The sequence below is a fragment of the Xanthomonas arboricola genome (genome assembly GCF_003353015.1).
GTDB classification, from domain to species: domain Bacteria; phylum Pseudomonadota; class Gammaproteobacteria; order Xanthomonadales; family Xanthomonadaceae; genus Xanthomonas; species Xanthomonas arboricola_E.
The window spans coordinates 437,525-459,163 of the sequence record NZ_QREM01000009.1; the positions used below are offsets into that span (position 1 = coordinate 437,525).

A 21,639-nucleotide genomic window follows, 5' to 3' on the forward strand; every position below is an offset into this window, starting at 1 on the left:
GCTTATCGCTTGATCGAAACGAACGCGTCGCGGCCGGCGTAACGTGCGCCGGAGCCCAGCGCCTGCTCGATGCGCAGCAACTGGTTGTACTTGGCCACACGATCGCTGCGGCACAGCGAGCCGGTCTTGATCTGGGTGGCAGTGGTGGCCACGGCGATGTCGGCGATGGTGGTGTCTTCGGTTTCGCCCGAACGGTGCGAGACGATCGAGGCATAGTTGGCCGCATGCGCCATGGCGATCGCTTCCAGCGTTTCGGTCAGCGTGCCGATCTGGTTGACCTTGATCAGGATCGCGTTGGCGGTGCCCGAGTCGATGCCCTGCTTGAAGATCTTCGGATTGGTGACGAACAGGTCGTCGCCGACCAGCTGTACCTTCTTGCCGACGCGGTCGGTGAGCAGCTTCCAGCCGGCCCAGTCGTCCTCGGCCAGGCCGTCTTCGATGCTGATGATCGGGTACTGCGCCACCCAGTCGGCCAGGAAGTCGACGAACTGCTCGCTGGTCAGGCGCTTGTTCTCGCCGACCAGGTTGTACTTGCCGTTGTCGTAGAACTCGCTGGAGGCCACGTCCAGGCCCAGCAGCACGTCTTCGCCGGCGGTGTAGCCGGCCTTGCCGATCGCTTCAAGAATGGTGTCCAGCGCTTCGACATTGCTGCGGAAGTCCGGCGCAAAGCCGCCTTCGTCGCCGACCGCCGTGCTCAGGCCGTGGCCCTTGAGCACCGACTTGAGCGCGTGGAAGATTTCGGTACCGGCACGCAGCGCTTCGGAGAACGAGCTGCAACCGACCGGCAGCACCATGAACTCCTGGAAGTCGACGTTGTTGTCGGCATGCGCGCCGCCGTTGATGATGTTCATCATCGGCACCGGCAGCGCCACGTCCGATTCGGTGATGGTGGACAGGTACTGCCACAGCGGCTGCTTGCGCGAGGCGGCCACGGCATGCGCGGCGGCCAGCGAAACCCCCAGCAGCGCGTTCGCGCCCAGGCGGCCCTTGTTCTCGGTGCCGTCCAGGTCGATCAGGCGGCGGTCCAGGCCCTGCTGGTCGGCGGCATCGAAGCCCTTCAGCGTCTCGGCGATGGTGCCGTTGACGTTCTGCACCGCGTGCAACACGCCCTTGCCCAGGTAACGGGTCTTGTCGCCATCGCGCAGTTCCACCGCTTCCTTGGTGCCGGTCGAGGCGCCCGAAGGCACGGCGGCGCGGCCGAACGAGCCGTCGTCCAGCGTGACTTCGGCCTCCAGCGTGGGATTGCCGCGGGAGTCGAGGATTTCGCGGGCGAGGATCTTGGCGATAGTGGTCATAGGTCGATCGGTTACCAGTAAAGGGGGAAGGACACCGGAAACAAGCTGCCGGATTATCGCCGCAGGACTGCGGCTTGCCAAATGGCGTGATTCGCGCAGCCGCCGCGATGGCGACCGGTCAGCACGCCGGAAGCTGCGCATGGCCGCCAGTACGGACTGCGCAGTGCAGCCCTGTCAGCCGCCGCAGCTGCCGCACGCGGCGCCGCTTTGCAAACACCGGTGCACCATATCCGCACCTGCAGCGCCCGGAGCGCGCAGCAGCGGCCGCGCGCTCCACTGCGTGGGCTGGTCAGACGCCTTGTTCGAGAAAGCCGTGACGCTTGGTGATGGAATCCAGCGCCAGCAGTGTCTCCAGCAGGGCTTCCATCTTGTCCAGCGGCCAGGCGTTGGGGCCGTCCGACAAGGCCTTGGACGGGTCCGGATGGGTTTCGGCAAACAGGCCGGAAATGCCCACCGCCACCGCCGCGCGCGCCAGCACCGGCACGAATTCGCGCTGGCCGCCGGAACTGCTGCCCTGCCCGCCCGGCAGCTGCACCGAATGGGTGGCATCGAACACCACCGGGCAACCGGTGTCGCGCATCACGCTCAGCGAGCGCATGTCGCTGACCAGGTTGTTGTAGCCGAACGAGGCGCCACGTTCGCACACCATGATCTGCGTGTTGCCGGTCGACTTGGCCTTGTCCACCACCGGCTTCATGTCCCATGGCGACAGGAACTGGCCCTTCTTGATGTTGACCGGCTTGCCGGCGGCGCAGACGTTCTTGATGAAGTCGGTCTGGCGCACCAGGAAGGCCGGGGTCTGCAGCACATCGACGACGGCGGCGACCTCGTTCATCGGGGTGTATTCGTGCACATCGGTCAGCACCGGCACGCCGATCTGCTGTTTCACCGCTTCCAGCACCTTCAGGCCTTCTTCCAGGCCCGGGCCGCGGAAGCTGGTGCCGGAGGTGCGGTTGGCCTTGTCGAAGCTCGACTTGAAGATGAAGTTGATCCCCAGCTTGCCGGTGATCTCCTTGAGCTTGCCGGCCACGTCGAGCTGCAGCTGCATCGACTCGATCACGCAGGGGCCGGCAATCAGGAACAACGGCTGGTCCAGGCCGACGTCGAAGTCACAGAGTTTCATCAGGTCACCTATTGATTAAGCCCCTCTCCCACCGGGAGAGGGGTTGGGGTGAGGGTAAGGTTGCGAAGCACTGCTGAAGCCAGATGGTTTGCCTGGCTGGCGTGTGGCGACGCGTTCGTCATGGCCGCCATCTTCCGGTGCGTTGCGGCGCCCCCTTCATCCGGCGCTGCGCGCCAGCTTCTCCCGCAGGGAGAAGGAGAAGCTCAGGCACGCGCTTCCTTCAACAACTTCCCGCCGGCCTTCTTCTCGCGCGCGGCGCGCACGAAGCCGATGAACAGCGGATGCCCGTCGCGCGGGGTGGAGAGGAACTCCGGATGCGCCTGGCAGGCCAGGAACCACGGATGCGTTTCGCGCGGCAGCTCCACCATTTCCACCAGGGTGTCGTCCATCGACTTGCCGGAGATCACCAGGCCGGCGTCTTCCAGCTGGGTGCGGTAGCGGTTGTTGAACTCGTAGCGGTGGCGATGGCGTTCGGCGACCACGTCCTTGCCGTAGACCTCGCGCGCCAGCGTGCCCGGCTTGAGCCGCTGCTCCTGCAGGCCCAGGCGCATGGTGCCGCCCAGGTCGGACTTTTCGTCGCGCTTTTCCACTTCGCCGGTGGCGGTGCGCCATTCGGTGATCAGGCCGATCACCGGATGCGGCGACTGGCGATCGTTCTCGGTGCTGTTGGCAGCGTCCAGGTCGGCCACGTGGCGGGCATAGTCCACCACCGCCGCCTGCATGCCGTAGCAGATGCCGAAGTACGGCACCTTGTGCTCGCGGGCGTACTTGGAGGTGAGCACCTTGCCTTCGAAGCCACGGTCGCCGAAGCCGCCCGGCACCAGGATGCCGTCGATATCCTGCAGCGCCGCCATGTCGCTGCCCTCCAGGTCCTGCGCTTCCAGCCACTTCAGGTTGACCTTGGTGCGCTGGCGCAGTCCGCCGTGACGCAGCGCTTCGGCCACCGACTTGTAGGCGTCCTGGTGGTCGACGTACTTGCCGACCACCGCAATGGTGACCTCGTCCAGCGGATGCTTGACCGCATCCACCACCGCCGCCCATTCGGACAGGTCGGGCGCAGCCACCTTGTCGCGCAGCTTGAATTGATCGATGACCAGCTCGTCCAGGCCCTGGCGACGCAGCTCCAGCGGCATCCCGTACAGCACGTCGATATCCGGGCAACTGATCACTGCGCGCTCGGAGACGTTGGTGAACAACGCGATCTTGCGGCGCTCCGAATCCGGAACCGCCTGCTCGGAACGGCACAGCAGCACGTCCGGCTGGATACCGATCGAGCGCAGTTCCTTGACCGAATGCTGGGTCGGCTTGGTCTTCAGCTCGCCAGCGGCGGCGATGTACGGCACCAGGGTGAGGTGCATGAACATGGCCTTCTCGGCGCCCCGCTCGGTGCGCACCTGGCGGATCGCCTCCAGGAACGGCAGCGACTCGATATCGCCGACGGTGCCGCCGATCTCGATCAGCGCCACATCGAAGCCGGCGGTGGCCTCGTCGATGCAACGGCGGATCTCGTCGGTGATATGCGGGATCACCTGCACGGTGGCGCCCAGGTAATCGCCGCGGCGCTCCTTGCGGATCACGTTCTCATAGATGCGGCCGGTGGTGACCGAGTTCTTGCGCGACAGCCGCGTGCGCACGTAGCGCTCGTAGTGGCCCAGGTCCAGGTCGGTTTCGGCACCGTCGTCGGTGACGTAGACCTCGCCATGCTGGAACGGGCTCATCGTGCCCGGGTCCACGTTGATGTACGGGTCCAGCTTCATCATCGTGACCTTCAGGCCACGCGCTTCCAGGATGGACGCAAGCGAAGCGGCGGCAATGCCCTTGCCTAGCGAGGACACTACGCCGCCGGTAACAAAAATCAGGGGGGTCATGGGGCTTGAAGCCTCCCGGAAAGCCATAGTTTAGCGGGTGACGGGCGAATGCCCAAGGGTTGCGTGACGATCATGTCGTCACGGCGATGGAAGGTGCGCTGCGACTGGCGCTCAAATGCAGACGCCCCGGCCGAGGCCGGGGCGTCCGTGTCGCGCATCGACTCGCGGCGGACTCAGCGTGAGGGCTTATCTTCTTCCTCTTCCTCACGCGGGGCGCTGTCGGCCTTGGGCTTCTGTGCGGCAGCAGCGGCGCGGCGCTCGGCCTTGCGCTCGGCCTCGGTCTTGGCCTTGGCGTCGTCGGCCTTCTGCGCGCTGGCGCCGGCGCCCTGCCCGGTCTGCTGCGGAGCCGCCTGGGCCATGGCGGGAAGCGCGGCCACTGCGGCAGCACCGAGGGTGAGCATCAGGATATGCTTGAACTTCATGGTGTCCTCCGGGTTCGGTGACATCCTCAGGTGGGGACGTTTGGTTCCGAATCCAACACCAGGGTATCCAGCCGCACCCCGCCCTGCACTGAACGCCGGTCGCGTGCAAAAAATCGGCCCAGCCCCCACACTTGCGCGTCGTTTCACGTGCCAACGAGATGCATGAACACCCGTTATAACGCCGCCGATATTGAAGTGCTGTCGGGCCTGGACCCGGTCAAACGCCGCCCTGGCATGTATACCGACACCGCGCGCCCGAACCATCTGGCGCAGGAAGTGATCGACAACTCGGTCGACGAGGCGCTGGCCGGCCACGCCAGGCAGGTCGAAGTGACCCTGTACAAGGACGGCAGCTGCGAGGTGTCCGACGACGGCCGCGGCATGCCGGTGGACATGCATCCGGAAGAGAAGATTCCGGGCGTGGAACTGATCCTGACCCGCCTGCATGCCGGCGGCAAGTTCAGCAACCGCAACTACACCTTCTCCGGCGGCCTGCATGGCGTGGGCGTGAGCGTGGTCAATGCGCTGTCGACCAAGGTCGAGCTGTTCATCAAGCGCGAAGGCAGCGAGCACCGCATGGAGTTCCGCGACGGCCACGCCGCGTCCAGGCTGGAAGTGGTGGGCACCGTCGGCAAGAAGAACACCGGCACGCGGCTGCGCTTCTGGGCCGACCCGAAATATTTCGACACGCCCAAGTTCAACGTGCGCGCGTTGCGCCACCTGCTGCGCGCCAAGGCGGTGCTGTGCCCCGGCCTGACCGTCAAGCTGCATGACGAGGCCACCGGCGAACAGGACAGCTGGTACTTCGAGAACGGCCTGCGCGACTACCTCAAGGGCGAGATGGCCCAGCACGAGCTGCTGCCGGCCGACCTGTTCGCAGGCAGCCTGAAGAAGGACACCGAGATCGTCGACTGGGCCGCGGCCTGGGTGCCGGAAGGCGAGCTGGTGCAGGAAAGCTACGTCAACCTGATTCCGACCGCGCAGCACGGCACCCACGTCAACGGCCTGCGTTCTGGCCTGACCGATGCGTTGCGCGAGTTCTGCGACTTCCGCAACCTGCTGCCGCGCGGGGTCAAGCTGGCGCCGGAAGATGTGTGGGACCGGGTCACCTTCGTACTCAGCCTGAAGATGACCGACCCGCAGTTCTCCGGGCAGACCAAGGAGCGGCTGTCCTCGCGCCAGGCCGCCGGCTTCATCGAAGGCGCCGCGCACGATGCCTTCAGCCTGTATCTGAACCAGAACGTGGAGATCGGCGAGAAGATCGCGCAGATTGCCATCGACCGTGCCAGCGCGCGGCTGAAGACCGAAAAGCAGATCGTCCGCAAGAAGGTCACCCAGGGCCCGGCCCTGCCCGGCAAGCTGGCCGACTGCATCAGCCAGGACCTGTCGCGGACCGAATTGTTCCTGGTCGAGGGCGACTCGGCCGGCGGCTCGGCCAAGCAGGCGCGCGACAAGGATTTCCAGGCGATCCTGCCGCTGCGCGGCAAGATCCTCAACACCTGGGAAGTGGCGTCGGGCAGCGTGCTGGCCTCCGAGGAAGTGCATAACCTGGCCATTGCGATCGGCTGCGACCCGGGCAAGGACGACATCACCGGGCTGCGCTACGGCAAGGTGGTGATCCTGGCCGATGCGGACTCGGACGGCCTGCATATCGCCACCCTGCTGACCGCGCTGTTCCTCAAGCATTTCCCGGCGCTGGTTGCCGCCGGCCACGTGTTCGTGGCGATGCCGCCGCTGTTCCGCGTGGACGTGGGCAAGCAGGTGTTCTACGCGCTGGACGAAGAGGAAAAGACCACGCTGCTGGACAAGATCGCGCGCGAGAAGATCAAGGGCCAGGTCAGCGTCACCCGCTTCAAGGGCCTGGGCGAGATGAACCCGCAGCAGCTGCGCGAGTCGACCATCCATCCGGACACGCGTCGCCTGGTGCAGCTGACCATCGACGATGGCGAACAGACCCGCTCGCTGATGGACATGCTGCTGGCGAAAAAGCGCGCCGGCGATCGCAAGCAGTGGCTGGAGACCAAGGGCGATCTGGCGTCGCTGGAAGTTTAAGAACCTTTGGAAAAGCGTTAAGGCCCTAAGGTCAAGCCCCTCTCCCGTCGGGAGAGGGGTTGGGGTGAGGGTACGTGCAAAGCCACCGGGTAGGTAACCGCCTGAGGCTGCGCCCCGTACCCTCCTCCGCCCCGGCGGGCACCTTCTCCCGAGCGGAGAAGGAAGTGTGATCGGCTTTCTTTTGAGTCGACGCGGATTTCAGCGGACTGCCCAAGCCTCACCCTCTGGGTCAGACGGCTGCCTGCCGCGGCACAGACGGCGCCAAGCCAGGCATGCGGCGTCGGCCGACGCGACACATGTGCCTTTGTGCACATCCATCGGGCGCCATCGGGCGCCTAGCATCGTCGCTCCCCTGCCGAACCTCCGATGCTCATGCCCTTTTTTCTCCGCGCCAGCCTGCTGGCCTGCGTCCTGCTCAGCGGGACGGCGCTGGCCGATGCGCCCGCCAAGACCGATGCAAAAGCCGACACCACACCCGATGCGGCGGCGGCCAAACCCGCGCCGTTGCCGGCCGATGCCAGCGTGCGGCAAAGCACGCGCGTGGCCGGGCGCTCGCTGAGTTACACCGCAACCGTCGGCACGCTGCCGGTGCGCGACGCGCAGGGCAGGACCACCGGCGAGGTGGTGTTCACCGCCTACACGGTCGATGGCAAGGACCGCCCGGTGACCTTCGCGTTGAATGGCGGACCCGGCGCGTCGTCGGTGTATCTGAACATGGGTGCGATCGGGCCCAAGGTGGTCGGGTTCGGCGCCGAAGGCGACAGCGCGTCGGCACCGGCGGCACTGCGCGACAATCCGGGCACCTGGCTGGACTTCACCGACCTGGTGTTCATCGACCCGGTCGGCACCGGCTTCAGCCGTGCCCTGGTCGGCGACGACGAGGCCAAGAAGCAGTTCTACAACCCGCAGGCCGATGTGGAATATCTCTCGCGCGTGGTCTACGACTGGCTGCTCAAGAACCGCCGCCTGCAGGCGCGCAAATACCTGGTCGGCGAAAGTTACGGCGGCTTCCGCGGCCCGCGCATCACCCAGTACCTGCAGACCCGCCTCGGCGTGGCGATGAACGGCGTGGTGCTGGTGTCGCCGTATCTCAACCCGACCCTGGACGACAACAGCGATGTCTCGCCGCTGGCGTGGATGATGACGCTGCCCTCGATCGCCGCCGCGCACCTGGAGCGCCAGGGCCAGCTCAGCGACACGGCGATGCGCCAGGTAATCGACTACACCCGCGGCGACTACGCGGTGGCGCTGATGAAGGGCCGCACCGACCCGCAGGCCAGCGAGGCGATGCTGCAACAGGTCACCCGCATGACCGGGCTGGATCCGGCCTATGTACGCCGCTCCGGCGGGCGCCTGGAAACCCAGGCGTACCTGCGCGAGGTGTTCCGCGACAAGGGCGAGCTGGGCAGCCGCTACGACTCCAACGTCACCGCGTTCGATCCCTTCCCCAACGATCCGGAGCAGCGCGCCAACGATCCGCTGCTGGACAGCATCATCGCGCCGACCACCACCGCGATGGTGGACTTCGTCACCCGCGTGGTCGGCTGGAAGGTCGATGCGCGCTATCAGGCGCTCAATTACGACGTCAACAAGCTCTGGGACTGGGACGACGAACTGCGCAAGGGCGCGGTCACCCAGCTGCGCCAGTCGGTGGCGATCGACCCCAAGCTGCGCGTGCTGATCGCGCATGGCTGGAACGATCTCTCCTGCCCGTTCATGGGCTCGGTGCTGACGGTGGACCAGATGCCGGCGATGGGCAGCGACCCCAAACGCGTGCAGGTCCGCGAATATCCCGGCGGCCACATGTTCTACAACCGCCCCGACAGCCAGTCCGCGTTCCGCAACGACGTCAGGGCGCTGTACGAAACCCGCTGAGCCCCCACCATCGCCGGCCGCACACGCGGCGGGCGATGCATCAAGCCAGCCGCAAGACAATGCGCAACTAGCCGCGACACCACCAAGCAGCGCAATCACCTTCCCGACCGCCGCGCACACGCATTGCACCGTCAATCCGACGTGGCACCAGGCGCCGCTGACTCACATCAGCCGCACATATCAGGAAGCGCACCAGCTGCTACGAATCCCGAATCCCGAATCACCATCCCCGATTCCCGATTCCCCATTCACAACGCCCCGGCCCGAACAGCCTCCACATTCCACCCCAGCCACTCGTACACCCGATACCGCGCAATGCCCAGATACTCGTGCAGGGCGACATCGGCCACGGTGAAGTTGTAGCTCTGCGGCAGCCATGCCCACGACGCGGTCAACCAGTCCGAGCGTACCGGCGTGGCGTCGATGCCGAAATGGCGGAAATACAGCTCGGCGCGCCGCAGATGCGTGGCCGAGGACACCAGCACGACCCGGTCGGGGCGGTACTGGCGCAGCAACGGCTGGCTGAACTGCGCGTTCTGCCAGGTATTCATGCTGGACGGCTCCATGATCAGGTCGGCCTGATCGATGCCCAGCCCGATCAGTACCTTTCGATACACCACCGCCTCGGACAGGCCCAGCCCGCGCGCGTCGCCGCCGCTGATCTCGATCCTGCAGTCGCCGCCATGCGCGCGGCACTGCCGGTACAGCCGCGCCGACTCGACGATGCGGCCGTAGGCGAACATGTTGGCCTCGGCGGTGGCGTCGGGGCCATCCGGCCGCACCGTCCCTGCGCCCAGCAGCACGATCATGTTGCGCGCGCGCCAGTCGTTGAAGTCGTTGACGCCGGCCTGCTGCAACCCGTGCAGCATCCAGCTCGCCAGCGGGCCGCAGCCGACCAGCAGCAGCAGGGCCAGCGTGCCCGCCGCCAGTGCACGCGCACTACGCCGCCAGCGCCGGCGGCCGATCAACCAGGACAGCAGCAACAGCACGCACACCAGCGCAAGCATCATCGGCGCGTTTCCTCAGGCAGGACGTGGGGATATCAGAGTCGAACCGGATGCGCTGTAGCAGGACACCCTGCAGTCGGCGCGCATGCTCGCCGACCGAGGTGACGAGCGCGCGACATCGCTCAGGTCCAGCCGAACCATTCGAAGCAACGCAGAATCACATACGCCACGCCGCCGGCGGCCGGGATGGTCAGAATCCAGGCCCAGACGATGCGCTCGATCACGCCCAGCCGCAGCGAGCGCGGATTCTTGGCAAAGCCCACGCCCATGATCGCGGTGGAAATGCTGTGCGTGGTCGACACCGGCATGCCGAAGTGCGCGGCCACGGTCAGCACGGTCGCCGAGCTGGTCTCCGCGGCAAAGCCGTGGATGGGATGCAGCTTGACCATCTTGTGGCCCAGCGTCTTGATGATCTTCCAGCCGCCGGAGGCGGTGCCGGCGGCCATCACCACCGCACAGGTCAGCACGATCCACATCGGAATGCCGGCGCCTGCGGCCAGCCCGGTGCCCGGATGCAGGAACGACAGCCAGCCCGGCAGGTCGTCCAGTGCACCGGCCGACTGCGCGCCGATCAGGGTCATGGCGATGATGCCCATGGTCTTCTGCGCGTCGTTATGGCCGTGGGCATAGCCCATGTAGGCGGCCGAGGCGATCTGCGCCTTGCCGAAGAAGGCGTTGACCCAGCGCGGACGCGCCAGCCGCCCGATCGGCCCACCCAGCCTGGCCATGCCGGCGATGATCGCCCACAGCAGCAGCATCACCACGATGCCGAGCAGGAAGCCGGCGATCGGCGAGGTGATCATCGGCACGAACACCTTCCACAACAGGCCCTTGTTCTTGGCCCAGTTGCCGATGTTCTCCGACCAGATCAACGCGTTCCAGTTGTTGTGCGCGGCGGCCAGGCCGGCGCCGCACAGCCCGCCGATCAGCGCGTGCGAGGACGACGACGGCAGGCCCTTCCACCAGGTGATCAGGTTCCAGATGATGCCGCCCAGCAACGCGCACAGGATCACCTGCGGGGTGACCTCGACCACGTTGGTGTTGAGCAGCCCGGAGGCGATCGTCAACGCCACCGCGGTGCCGGTGAGCGCGCCGATCAGGTTCATGCCGGCGGCCAGCATCACCGCCCAACCCGGCGACAGCACCTTGGTGGCGACCACGGTGGCGATGGAGTTGGCGGTGTCGTGGAAGCCGTTGATGAACTCGAACACCAACGCCGCCAGGATCACCACCAGGACTAGGGTAAGCACGCGGCGACCTCAGCTGTTCTTCAATACGATCTGGTACACCACCACCCCGGCCTCGCGGCAACGGTCGATGGCCTTTTCCAGGATCTCGAAGAATTCCTTGAGCAGGAACATCTGCAGCGTGTCCAGGCGGCCGGAATAGATGTCGCGGTACAGCTCGAGCATCAGCCGGTCGGCTTCGTTTTCCAGCATGCGCAGCTTGTCGTTGAGCGCGGTCATGCGATCGATGTTCATCTGCGGCAGGTCGGTCACCATCTCCACCACCACCGCGGCGGCCTGTTCCAGCATCGCTGCGCGCGGGGCGAAGTCGATGTGCTCCAGGTGCTTGGTGGCCAGCGAGTAGCGGTCGGCGAACTTCTCGACCTGCTTGGGGATCTTGTACAGCGCCGACCCCAGCGCTTCGATGTCCTCGCGCTCGATCGGGGTCATGAAGCTGTCCACCAGCGCCTGGCCGATCTTGTCGGAGGCGGCGCGTTCGCGCAGGCGGGCCAGCTTGAAGGCGTCCAGCGCGGGTTGGCGGTCGGACGTGCGCATCATGGCGTGCAAGGCCTTGGTGCTGTCGTAGGCGGCCTGCGCCGCTTCGTTCAGGAGCGCATAGAACTGCTTGCCGGAACCGAAGATGGTCTGCAACGAGAACATGGGGGGAGAACTTCCTGCCGTCGAGGGAGAGACGGACGCCAAGCGCGAATTATGACCGTTCCATGACCTGTCTGGGTATCTCGGCAGCGCGGCGGCCTTCACATCGGCATTTCCTGGCTCGAACCACCCTGTGGTTTGCTAACATGTCGCCGCGCCCTCGGGTGCACCCTATGGAAGACGACCCTATATTCCCCCGTTGCCGCCCCGTCCTCGTACGCGCCGGCCAACCCAGTGCTCGCCCGCCCTCCCCTTCACTGACCGGGGAAGACGCCCGTGGTTGAGTTTCTGATCGTCATCGCGCTGATCCTGTTGAACGGCTTCTTCGCGATGTCGGAAATGTCGCTGATGACCTCGCGCAAGAGCCGGCTGAAGCAGATGGCCGGCTCCAGCAAACGCGCCGCACGCGCGCTGGCACTGGCCGAAAGCCCGGAAAACTTCCTGTCCACGGTGCAGATCGGCATCACCCTGATCGGCATCCTGACCGGCGTGTTCGGTGGCGAGGCGATCGGCGAGGCCATCAGCAGCTGGCTGCAGGGGCTGTTCCCGGCACTGTCGGCCTCGTTCGAACTGGTCGGCAAGCCGCGCCCGTATTCGGTGGTGATCGGCAGCACGCTGGCGGTGGCGCTGATCACCTTCCTGACGCTGATCTTCGGCGAACTGGTGCCCAAGCGGCTGGCGCTGCGCAACTCCGAGGACATCGCCGGGGTGGTGGCGGTGCCGATGGCCTGGCTGGCCAAGATTGCCGCGCCCGGGGTGTGGGTGCTGGCGCGCTCGACCCGGCTGGTGCTGCGCATGCTCGGCATGGGCAAGGACGAATCGGCATCGGTGACCGAAGAAGAGATCCGCATGCTGGTGGCCGAAAGCCACGAGGCCGGCGTGATCGATGCGCACGAGCGCGACATGATGAACCGCGTGATGCGGCTGGGCGACCGCACCGCCGACAGCCTGATGACCCCGCGCAACCGCATCGCCTGGCTGGATGCCAACGCCGAGCCGGAACGCAACCTGCTGGTGATGCGCGAGCACGAGTTCTCGCGCTACCCGGTCTACCGCGGCAGCGACCAGGACATCGCCGGCGTGCTGGAGGTCAAATCGCTGGTCACGCGCATGGATGGACATGGCGCGCACCTGTTCCAGGCGCTGCGCGACACCTTGTTCGTGTCCGAATCCACGCATGCGATGAAGCTGCTGGAGATCTTCCGCGAAGAGCAGCAGTCGATGGCGCTGGTGGTGGACGAGTACGGCGAGATCCGTGGCTTGGTGACCATCAGCGACCTGATGGGCGCGGTGGTCGGCCGTCTGCAGGCGGTGGAAAACACCGACGAGGATGCGCTGGTGGTCACGCGCGCCGATGGCTCGCTGCTGATCGACGGGTCGCTGCCGGTGGAGGAACTGCGCGAAGTGCTGGGCGCCGAACTGCCGGAAGCCGACGAAGGCGACTATCACACGCTCGCCGGGCTGTGCATCTACTACTTCGGGCGCATTCCGCAGGCAGGCGAATTCTTCGACTGGGCCGGCTGGCGCATCGAGATCGTCGACCTGGACGGCGCGCGCGTGGACAAGCTGCTGCTGAGCCGCATCGGCGACGAGGGCAGCGATGACATCGTCGGATAACGGCGCACCGCCGCCGGATGCGGCCGACGGCGAGCAGATGCGCTATCGCAACGAAGGCATCCGCAGCCTGCTGGCGGCCTTCAGCGAGGGCGATCCGTCGCAGGTGCTGCGGGTGCGGGAGATCCTGGCCGACCTGCAGCAGAGCGCGTTCGGCGTGTTCCTGTTCCTGGCGATCCTGCCCTCGTTCATTCCCATTCCCGGCGTGGCCGGCGGCATCAGCGGCCCGCTGACGGTGCTGATCGGGCTGCAGATGCTGTGCTGCCTGCGCAAGCCCTGGGTGCCGCGTTTCATCGGCGAGCGCGGGCCGCGCCGCAGCACCAGCCAGCGCTTTGTCGCGCGGCTTGCGCCGACGCTGCAACGCCTGGACCGGCTGCTCAAGCCACGCCTGCACGGCATGCTGGACCGGATTCCGGCGCAGATGGTCACCGGCGTGCTGCTGGTGCTGGTCGGCGTCCTGCTGACGTTGCCGATCCCGTTCACCAACTACCTCTTCGGGCTGATCCTGCTGCTGTTTGCGCTGGCGCTGCTCGAACGCGACGGCGCGTTGCTGCTGGTGGGCTGGGCCGCTGCGCTGATCTCGGTGGCGGTGTTCGGCATCACCTCGGACCAGTTGCTGGAACTGATCCGCGGCTGGTGGCCGGCTGCCTGGCGCTGAGCGCGACGACCGGCGGTCGCGGAGCGCGATTACTTCAGATCGACCACACGGTTGTCCGACAGGCTGCCGGTATCGTCGGTCACGGCCGCCATCACGAAGTACAGCGCCTTGCCCAGCAGTCCGCTCGGGCCGTCCCAATACTCGGCCGATTCGGCGCGCACGTGGATCAGGCGCAGGTTCGGGTCGTCCTTGCCGCCGGGGAAGAACACCTTCATCGCCGGCGACCACAGCTGCTCGATCTTGGCGCGGTCATCGACCACGCGTGCGGTGCCGGCGACCGACACGTAGCTGTTTTTCGAGGCCGAGGCATAGGCCACGTTGACACGCGGGTCGGCGGCGATTTCGGCCACCTTCGGGCTGTCGGCGGCGGTGGCGAACCACAGGTCGCCATCGAATTCGACTTCCTGCGTGCCCAACGGCCGGCTCACCAGTTTGCCGTCGGCCGACACGGTGGTGAACATCGCGATGTCCACGCCGCGGATCAATTCCGCCAACTGCCTGATGCTCTCGCTGCGTTCCTGAAATTGCATGCTGGTGTTCCCGATGGAGGTGCATGCATCTGAGCGGATCGCCGCGCAAAGCGACGTGAATCACGCAGGGGTCACGTCCAGCTCGCGGCAGGCCGCTGCGGCGATTTCGAACGAGCGCAAACGCGCGGCATGGTCGTAGATGTTGGCGGTGAACAGCAGCTCGTCGGGCGTGTGGCGCTCGATGAACTCGGCCACGCCCTGCGCGATCTGCTCGGCATCGCCCAGCACCGTACAGGCCAGTGCCCGCTCCACGCCGGCCCGTTCGTGCGGCTGCCAGAAGCTGTCGATGTCGTCGATCGGCGCCGGAATCTTGCCCGGCTTGCCGCGCCGCAGGTTGACGAAACTCTGCTGCTGGGTGGTGAACAGGCGACGTGCCTGCGCTTGGGTCTCCGCAGCCACCACGTTCAGGGCCAGCATCACGTGCGGCTTGGCCAACTGCGCGGACGGGCGGAACTCGCGGCGGTAGATCGCCACCGCCTCGTCCATCGCATCGGGCGCGAAGTGCGAGGCGAACGCGAACGACAGGCCCATCGCCGCGGCCAGCCGCGCACTGAACAGGCTGGAGCCCAGCAGCCATACCGGCACGTCGAGCCCGGCGCCCGGCACCGCCTGCACCAGTTGCCCCGGCACGGCCGGGGCGAAGTAGCGCAGCAGCTCGGCCACGTCCTGCGGGAAGTGATCGGCACTGTCGAAGTAACGGCGCAAGGCACGCGCGGTCGGCTGGTCGGTGCCAGGCGCGCGGCCCAGGCCCAGGTCGATGCGCTGCGGATACAGCGAGGCCAGCGTGCCGAACTGTTCGGCCACCTGCAGCGGCGCATGGTTGGGCAGCATGATGCCGCCGGCGCCGACGCGGATGGTCCTGGTGCCGCCGGCGACGTGGCCGATCAGCACCGCGGTGGCGGCGCTGGCGATGCCCGGCATGTTGTGGTGCTCGGCCAGCCAGTAACGCTGGTAGCCCCAGCGCTCGGCGTGCTGGGCCAGATCGAGCATGTTGGCGAAGGCGTGGGTGGTGTCGCTGCCTTCGCAGACCGGCGCCAGGTCGAGCACGGAAATGGGCGTCATCGGATGACTCCGGGGAATGAATGATGTGCAAGAGATGGGGCTGGCCAGGCGGCTTTGCCACCGGTCCAGGCAGCGCTGGGGGGGATTACAGCATTCCAGTGGTCGAACAACGGGTGCCTGCGCGATCTGCCACCCTTGGCCGCAGTGCAGGTGGTTGTCCCCTCGCCGGCCGGCGCCATGCGGCCCTCGGTGCCGTGGCGCGCGCCGTCACCGGCGCAACGGCGCAGGTGCGCGGTTCGGTCCGCGCACGCGCAAGCGGGCGCTGGAACAGCGTGTCGCCGGCGTCGGCCGCCGACGTGGCGCAGCTAGCGGGTGTTACGCGCCCGAGCGGGCCACGGCAGCGACCCGGTCGGCGGCCTGCGCCGCAGGCGCAACGCCCAGCGTCACCGTGCGATCGGCCACCGCGGCCAGGCTGGTGCGATGCGAGACCACCACCAGCACGGTCTGCGGCAGGCGCTGCCGCAGCACGCACAACACCTGCTGTTCGGCCTCTGCATCCAGCGCGCTGGTGGCTTCGTCCAGCACCGCCAGGGTCGGCTTGCGCAACAGCACCTGCGCCAGCAGCAGGCGCTGCGCTTCGCCGCCGGACAGACGCCCGTCCTGGCCATGGATGACCGTGTCCAGGCCCTGCCCGTCGCGTTGCAGGCGTGCGCTCAAGCCGACGTCGGCCAGGACCTCCCACATGCGTGCCTCGGGGATGCCCGGCAACGCCCAGTCCAGGCATGCGCGCACCGTGCGCTGCCACGGCCGCACGCCCTGGCCAAGGTAGGCGCCATGCCGTACCAGGGCGCGATACGCGGCGAAATCCAGCCGGCGCCCGGCCATGTGCGCGGTGAACTGCGCCGGCGGCGTCTGCCCCGAAAGCACGTCCATCAGGCTGCTCTTGCCGATGCCGGAGGGTCCGACGACCAGGGTCAGCTCGCCCGGCAGCAGCAGCATCGGCTCCAGATCCAGCCTGGGCAATGGCGGCGCCAGGCCGATGTGCTCCAGATGCACGGCTGCAGGCAGCGGTGCTGCGGGCGCGGCCGACGTGTGCGGACGCGGTGTGCCCAGCGCCACGTAGCGCCGCCACAACTGCAACGCCGGCCAGGCCGACCGCAGTTGCTGCACGCTCTGGCGGGTGCTGACCAGATACGGCAACAGGCGCCCGAGCAGCAGGCTGACGGTGATCAGCGCAGCGCGGTCTGCGCCCTGCCACAGATTGGCCAGCACCAGGATGCCGGCGATCGCCGCCACCGCGGTGACTTCGAGCAGCAGCCGGCTGCCCGCCACCAGCGCCTGCTGCTGCGCATAGCCCTGCCCCAGCCGTGCGGAGATGCGCGCGTAATGGCGGGCTTCCAGCGCCTGGCGCTGGAACGAGCGCACATGCCGCAGGCGGCGCGGGAAGTCTTCGCTCAACCAGAACAGCTGCGTCATGTCGGCGACATAATCGCGGCTGATGCGCGCCTGGGTGTCGCTGCCGGAGATGTGCAGGCCCAGCCACGCCAGCGCCAGCAGCAGCGGCGCCGCCATCAGCAACGCAGGCGCGATCAGGACCGCGATGCACAGGCTCACCAGCGCGGTCAGGCCGGCCACCAGCAGCTGCAGGGCCGCACTGAAGCCCTGGGTGGCGATCTCGATGTTGTAGGTGAGCACATTGGCGATTTCCGCCGAGCTGGCACCGGACAGTGCCGGCAGCGGCGCATCGATCAAGGCGGCATGTACACGCTGGCGCAGCCCGATCGCGTAGCGGCTGGTCAGGCGCGCGGCCAGCCGTGCGCTGTGCCAGCGCAGGGCGGCAAACACCAGGCTGATACCGGCGAACAGCGCCACCTGCATCGCCAGGCCCTGCGGCAACGCGAGCGCGTAGCCGGCCAGCCGAACGGCGTGCCCGGGCTGCACCAGCGGCACCAGGCTGACCGCGGCCACGCTGCCGGCCAGCGCGGCAAGCAGCGACAAGCCGACATGGAGCGCGATGGTCGGCACATCCGCCGGCACCAGCGTGCCGACGAAATCGCGCCACGCCGCACGCACGGGCCTGCGATCCGCAGTAGCGCGTGACTCAGTCATGCGTGGCGCACACGATGGGATGCGGCATCGCGTCGACCGCGCGGACGGGCTCGCGCGGCAACGGCGCGGCTGCGCTCATCGCAGCACCTGCAGCAGCGCATCCAGCGAGGCCTGCGGATGCAAGCCGCGGCGCAGGGTGAACATGCCGATGCGCTGCACCTGTTCGACAAAGCGCTGCCAGCCCGGTTGACCGGCCGCATACGGCTGATCGCCTGCCAGGCAGGCGGCGATGCGGTCGGTCGGGATCGCCTGCAACGGCTGCGCGGGATCGCTCGCCGGCGTTGCCGACAGCATCACCACCGCACACAGCTGCAGCGGCGTACGCGCCAGCTGGGCACGGCCGTGGCGGATGTCGATCTCGAACTTTTCCACGCCGCTGCGGCGACGGATGGTCGGCGAGGCGCTGATCCAGGCGCGGGTCTGCGCGTCGACCAGGCCCAGCGCGCCAGCGCGCAGATGCAGGAAATTGGCGACGCCGGTAGTGAGCAGAGTTTCCGGTGCCACGAACACGCCGTCTTCGGCGATGAAATCCAGGCCATGCACCAGGCTGTGCAGCGCCAGGGTGGATTTGCCGGCGCCGCTGGCACCGAGCAACAGCACGCTGCGACCGTACCGGCCCACGCAGGCGCCATGCAAGGGCACCAGGCCGATGCCGCGCGCGGCCAGCAGGAACACCGCAAATTCGATCAGCTCATAGCGCACGTGATAGGGGTGGGCGAGCATGTCGTCGGAGACCACCAGCATGGCGCGACGCGCGGGCACCGACAGCATCAGGTAGTTGCAGGCATCCATCACGCCGCACAGCAGGCCGCCGCTGGCATGGGTGCGCACCGGTGGCGGTTCTGCGCCGGGTGGCGCGTGCCCGCGCGCCACCAGATCCAGCGTGACATGGAACTCCGGCGCACCCGGCAGGCGATGCGCGGGCAGGCCGGCATAGGCGTGGTCCACCAACGCCAGGAGCGCCTCGCTGTCGCTTTCAAAGTGAAACAGCGCACCGAGGATCTGCCGGCGCACGCCATGCCGACGCGGCCGATGTTCGCCGAAGGGATCTGCCGCCGCCGCATCCGGCGTGCCGGTGCGTGCGTCATCGCCCACCGGCATCAATTGCGCCAACGCAGCCGACTGCGGCATGCCTTCCCATCCATTGCATCGATCGGCCGGTATGTGCCGACCGGCAGGCGAAAGGTTGCACCGCCCGCGCCGGCATGCCGGCCCGCTGCAGGCCGACGACCGCCTGCGGATCGGCGCAACCAAAGCCGCCTGCATCCGCACCTACTGCCGAGCCGAATGCCGGTGCCTGCGCACGCCGCCGCTGCGCCCACCTGGCGACAGAACGAGAGCCTTGTGCAGATGCTAAAGATCCAGGTCAGCCATTCGTATTTCCTGCGTTACGACCCCAAGCAATGGGAGCGCGGCAAGCCGTATCCACCACTGGCGACGCTGCAGGTCGCGGCGTTGCTGCGCGAGCGTGGACATGCGGTGAGCCTGTTCGACGCGATGCTGGCCGACGACGTGCAGGACTACACCGGCGCCTTGCACCAGGCGCAGCCGGAGCTGGTGGTGTTCTACGAAGACAACTTCAACTTCCTCACCAAGATGTGCCTGAGCCGGATGCGCGAGGCCGCCTGCTGCATGATCGCGCAGGCGCGTGCTGCCGGTTGCCGCGTGCTGGTCGCCGGTTCCGATGCGTCCGACAACCCGGACGTGTTCCTGGACGCCGGCGCGCATGCGGTGCTGGTCGGCGAAGGCATCGCACCGCTGATCGAACTGGTCGAACGGCTGGAAGCGACGCCGGACATCGACGTCGATGCCTGGCTGGCCGGCGTGACACGCATCGCCACCACACAGCCTGCCGCCACGCGCGTGCATCCCGGCGCGCAACCGCCGGACGCGCGCCTGAGCGGCCTGCCGGCCTGGGACCTGGTCGACATGCCGCGCTACCAGCGCTTCTGGCGGCAACGGCACGGCCATTTCAGCCTGAACATGGCCGCCTCGCGCGGCTGCCCGTTCCGCTGCAACTGGTGCGCCAAGCCGATCTGGGGCAACCACTACAAGCGCCGCGATGCGGACGACGTGGCGGCCGAAATGATCCATCTCAAGCGCAGCTTCCAGCCCGATCACCTGTGGATGGCCGACGACATCTTCGGCTTCCATATCGACTGGGTGGAAACCTTCGCACAGCGCCTGAGCGAGGCCGATGGCGCGATCCCGTTCACCATCCAGACCCGTGCCGACCTGGCCAGCGAGCGCATGGCCGCTGCGCTGGCGCGCGCCGGCTGCGCCGAGGCCTGGCTGGGTGCCGAAAGCGGCAGCCAGCGCATCCTGGACAGGATGACCAAGGGCACCGAGGTTGGCGAGGTGATCGCCGCACGCCAGCGCCTGGGCGCGCACGGCATCCGCGTGGGCTTTTTCATCCAGCTCGGCTACCTGGGCGAGGAGCTCGAAGACATCCTGGCCACGCGCGCCCTGGTGACGCAGGCCAACCCGGACATCATCGGCGTCAGCGTGTCCTATCCGCTGCCCGGCACCAAGTTCTACGAGGAAGTGAAGAACCAGCTGGGCGGCAAGACCCATTGGCAGGACAGCGACGACCTGGCGATGATGTTCCATGGCGCCTACGACTCGGAGTTCTACCGCAGCGTGCGCGACCTGCTGCATACGCAGGTGGACCTGCAACAGGCGCGCCCCACCTTAGGCGACGATGCGTTTGCACAGGCCTCGGACACGCTGGAAGCGCGCTGGTCTGCCCTGATTGCCAGCGAACGGCAGCATCGCACCGCGCCGCTGGCCGGCGCTGCCGCACGGCAGCCACGCCAGTTGACCAGCGTGCTGGTCGGCTAGCGCGCGACGCGCCGCCTCGCTCCCCACCCTCACCTCGCCCTTCGGATCACAGCCGCATGCAGCCTTCCCTTCGCACCATCAAGCACGGCCTGGGCACGGCCACCGAACGGCTGGCCCGGGAACTGGCGCAGCCCGGCGAGGCGGTGCCGCAGTGGGACCGGCTGCAATGGCAACTGGCTGCGGCCGCGGCGGCCGCGCATGGCGTGTCGCCGCTGCTGCAACGCCGTTCGTTGTGGCAGGACGCCGACTGGAACGCGTTCCTGTGCGAGCAACGCAGCCATGTCGAAGACCGCCATCGGCGCATCGCGCTGCTGCTGGCCCGCATCGACGCGGCAGCGCGTGCGGCCGGCATCGCCCTGGTCGGCCTCAAGGGCACCGCATTGCATCGGCTCGGCGTCTATCTGCCCGGCGATCGGCCGATGGCCGATATCGATCTGCTGGTGGCGCCGGAGGATGCGCCCGCGGCGGCGGCGCTGTTGTGCGAACTCGGCTACGTGGCCTGCTTCGAACAATGGAAGCACCAGGTGTTCAAGCCGCTGCATGGCGAGGCAGTGGCGGGGCTGGGCGAGCACCGCGATGCGCCGATCAATCTCGAGCTGCATACCCGCATCCAGGAACGCCTGCCGCTGCGCAGCGTGGACATCACCGCGCGCATCCTGCCCGAGCGGCCGCAGCCGGGGTTGAATCCCTATCCGTCGGTCGGCGCACTGATGTGCCATCTGCTGCTGCATGCGGCCGGCGGCATCTGCCACCGCAGCATCCGCCTGATGCATCTGCATGACCTGGCATTGCTGGCCACGCGCATGGGCACGCGCGACTGGGAGCAATTGTGGGACGACCCGGCCGTGGCGCCGTGGTGGGCGCTGCCGCCGCTGCTGCTGCTGCAACGCTATTACCGCAGCGTGGTGCCGCCGGCGGTGATGGCGCGGCTGCAGGCCGATTGCCCGCGCCTGCTGCGCATGCGTGCGGCCCGCCAGACCCTGACCAGCGCCTCGTGTTCCCACCTGTGGTTGCCGGCCCTGCCCGGCATCGAATGGTCACGCTCGCTGGGCGAAGCGCGACAGTACCTGCGCAATCGCGTGGTGCCGACGGCCGAGAGCCGCAAGGAACGTGCCGACATGCTGCAGACCCAGTTGTGGCTCCAGGGCCAGCCGTGGGTGCGGCAGACCCAGCTGCGCCGGGTGATGACGCGCCTGACCCGGCCGGTGCCGCGCACCGACATGCTGTATGTGGTGCGTGCGGCGCTGGACGGCTATCTGCAGCCGGCCTGAGTGCGGCCGACAACACTGCTGCACTCAGCGTCAGGCGGGCGCCGCGTGTCCGGCGTCGGCAGGTATCAGCCACACCGTTCGATTCCGGG

At 67.5% G+C, this 21,639-nt stretch carries 17 protein-coding genes; 6 read left to right on the forward strand and 11 right to left on the reverse strand.

The annotated features are described in order from the left end of the window. Positions 1-2: 2 nt before the first annotated feature. The 4 genes from eno to C0541_RS12540 form a co-directional block, all read right to left on the reverse strand. Positions 3-1,295 (reverse strand): phosphopyruvate hydratase, encoded by a 1,293-nt coding sequence (gene eno, locus C0541_RS12525; protein ID WP_104582883.1) that lies wholly within the window; start codon positions 1,293-1,295, stop codon positions 3-5. Positions 1,296-1,584: 289 nt separating this feature from the next. Continuing rightward, a complete protein-coding gene (kdsA, locus tag C0541_RS12530) occupies positions 1,585-2,418 on the reverse strand; it encodes a 3-deoxy-8-phosphooctulonate synthase (RefSeq protein WP_115048782.1) in 834 nt (277 codons plus the stop codon). A gap of 203 nt (positions 2,419-2,621) precedes the next feature. Continuing rightward, a complete protein-coding gene (locus C0541_RS12535) occupies positions 2,622-4,286 on the reverse strand; it encodes a CTP synthase (protein ID WP_104582881.1) in 1,665 nt (554 codons plus the stop codon). Between the two features lie 173 nt (positions 4,287-4,459). Next, positions 4,460-4,708 carry a hypothetical protein gene (locus C0541_RS12540; RefSeq protein WP_161960040.1) on the reverse strand — a complete coding sequence of 83 codons (249 nt, stop codon included), beginning with the start codon at positions 4,706-4,708 and terminating at the stop codon, positions 4,460-4,462. A gap of 162 nt (positions 4,709-4,870) precedes the next feature. Between C0541_RS12540 and parE the strand changes: the two genes are divergently transcribed. Further along, a complete protein-coding gene (parE, locus tag C0541_RS12545) occupies positions 4,871-6,760 on the forward strand; it encodes a DNA topoisomerase IV subunit B (protein WP_115048784.1) in 1,890 nt (629 codons plus the stop codon). Positions 6,761-7,132: 372 nt separating this feature from the next. Then, complete coding sequence (locus tag C0541_RS12550) at positions 7,133-8,635, forward strand: S10 family peptidase (RefSeq protein WP_115050292.1); 1,503 nt, start codon at positions 7,133-7,135, stop codon at positions 8,633-8,635. 248 nt (positions 8,636-8,883) lie between these two features. Here C0541_RS12550 and C0541_RS12555 read toward each other — a convergent pair whose 3' ends face one another. The 3 genes from C0541_RS12555 to C0541_RS12565 form a co-directional block, all read right to left on the reverse strand. Next, entirely contained in the window at positions 8,884-9,645 is a 762-nt protein-coding gene (locus C0541_RS12555) for a YdcF family protein (protein ID WP_115048786.1), read from the reverse strand. Between the two features lie 119 nt (positions 9,646-9,764). Further along, a complete protein-coding gene (locus C0541_RS12560; protein WP_115048788.1) occupies positions 9,765-10,892 on the reverse strand; it encodes an inorganic phosphate transporter in 1,128 nt (375 codons plus the stop codon). Positions 10,893-10,901: 9 nt separating this feature from the next. Beyond that, a complete protein-coding gene (locus C0541_RS12565; RefSeq protein WP_006452783.1) occupies positions 10,902-11,528 on the reverse strand; it encodes a DUF47 domain-containing protein in 627 nt (208 codons plus the stop codon). A gap of 273 nt (positions 11,529-11,801) precedes the next feature. On the opposite strand from C0541_RS12565, the gene C0541_RS12575 reads away from it, so the two are divergent. Continuing rightward, positions 11,802-13,142, forward strand: a complete 1,341-nt coding sequence (locus C0541_RS12575; protein WP_115048792.1) for a hemolysin family protein — start codon at positions 11,802-11,804, stop codon at positions 13,140-13,142. Beyond that, the gene (locus C0541_RS12580) at positions 13,126-13,797 is read left to right on the forward strand and encodes an exopolysaccharide biosynthesis protein (RefSeq protein WP_161960041.1); all 672 of its coding nucleotides are present in this window, start codon (positions 13,126-13,128) and stop codon (positions 13,795-13,797) included. The genes C0541_RS12575 and C0541_RS12580 overlap by 17 nt, the downstream gene beginning before the upstream one ends. 29 nt (positions 13,798-13,826) lie before the next feature. Here C0541_RS12580 and C0541_RS12585 read toward each other — a convergent pair whose 3' ends face one another. The 4 genes from C0541_RS12585 to C0541_RS12600 form a co-directional block, all read right to left on the reverse strand. Beyond that, on the reverse strand, positions 13,827-14,327 hold the full coding sequence (locus C0541_RS12585; protein WP_115048793.1) for a pyridoxamine 5'-phosphate oxidase family protein: 501 nt from the start codon (positions 14,325-14,327) through the stop codon (positions 13,827-13,829). 60 nt (positions 14,328-14,387) lie between these two features. Beyond that, complete coding sequence (locus C0541_RS12590) at positions 14,388-15,389, reverse strand: LLM class flavin-dependent oxidoreductase (RefSeq protein WP_115048795.1); 1,002 nt, start codon at positions 15,387-15,389, stop codon at positions 14,388-14,390. Between the two features lie 315 nt (positions 15,390-15,704). Then, complete coding sequence (locus tag C0541_RS12595) at positions 15,705-17,402, reverse strand: ABC transporter ATP-binding protein (RefSeq protein ID WP_115048797.1); 1,698 nt, start codon at positions 17,400-17,402, stop codon at positions 15,705-15,707. Positions 17,403-17,513: 111 nt separating this feature from the next. Next, complete coding sequence (locus C0541_RS12600; RefSeq protein WP_115048799.1) at positions 17,514-18,569, reverse strand: serine kinase; 1,056 nt, start codon at positions 18,567-18,569, stop codon at positions 17,514-17,516. Positions 18,570-18,725: 156 nt separating this feature from the next. On the opposite strand from C0541_RS12600, the gene C0541_RS12605 reads away from it, so the two are divergent. Further along, positions 18,726-20,279, forward strand: coding sequence for a B12-binding domain-containing radical SAM protein (locus C0541_RS12605; RefSeq protein WP_115048801.1), 1,554 nt, complete (start codon positions 18,726-18,728; stop codon positions 20,277-20,279). A 56-nt stretch (positions 20,280-20,335) separates the two neighbouring features. Then, positions 20,336-21,550, forward strand: a complete 1,215-nt coding sequence (locus C0541_RS12610; RefSeq protein ID WP_115048802.1) for a nucleotidyltransferase family protein — start codon at positions 20,336-20,338, stop codon at positions 21,548-21,550. Positions 21,551-21,639: the final 89 nt, after the last annotated feature.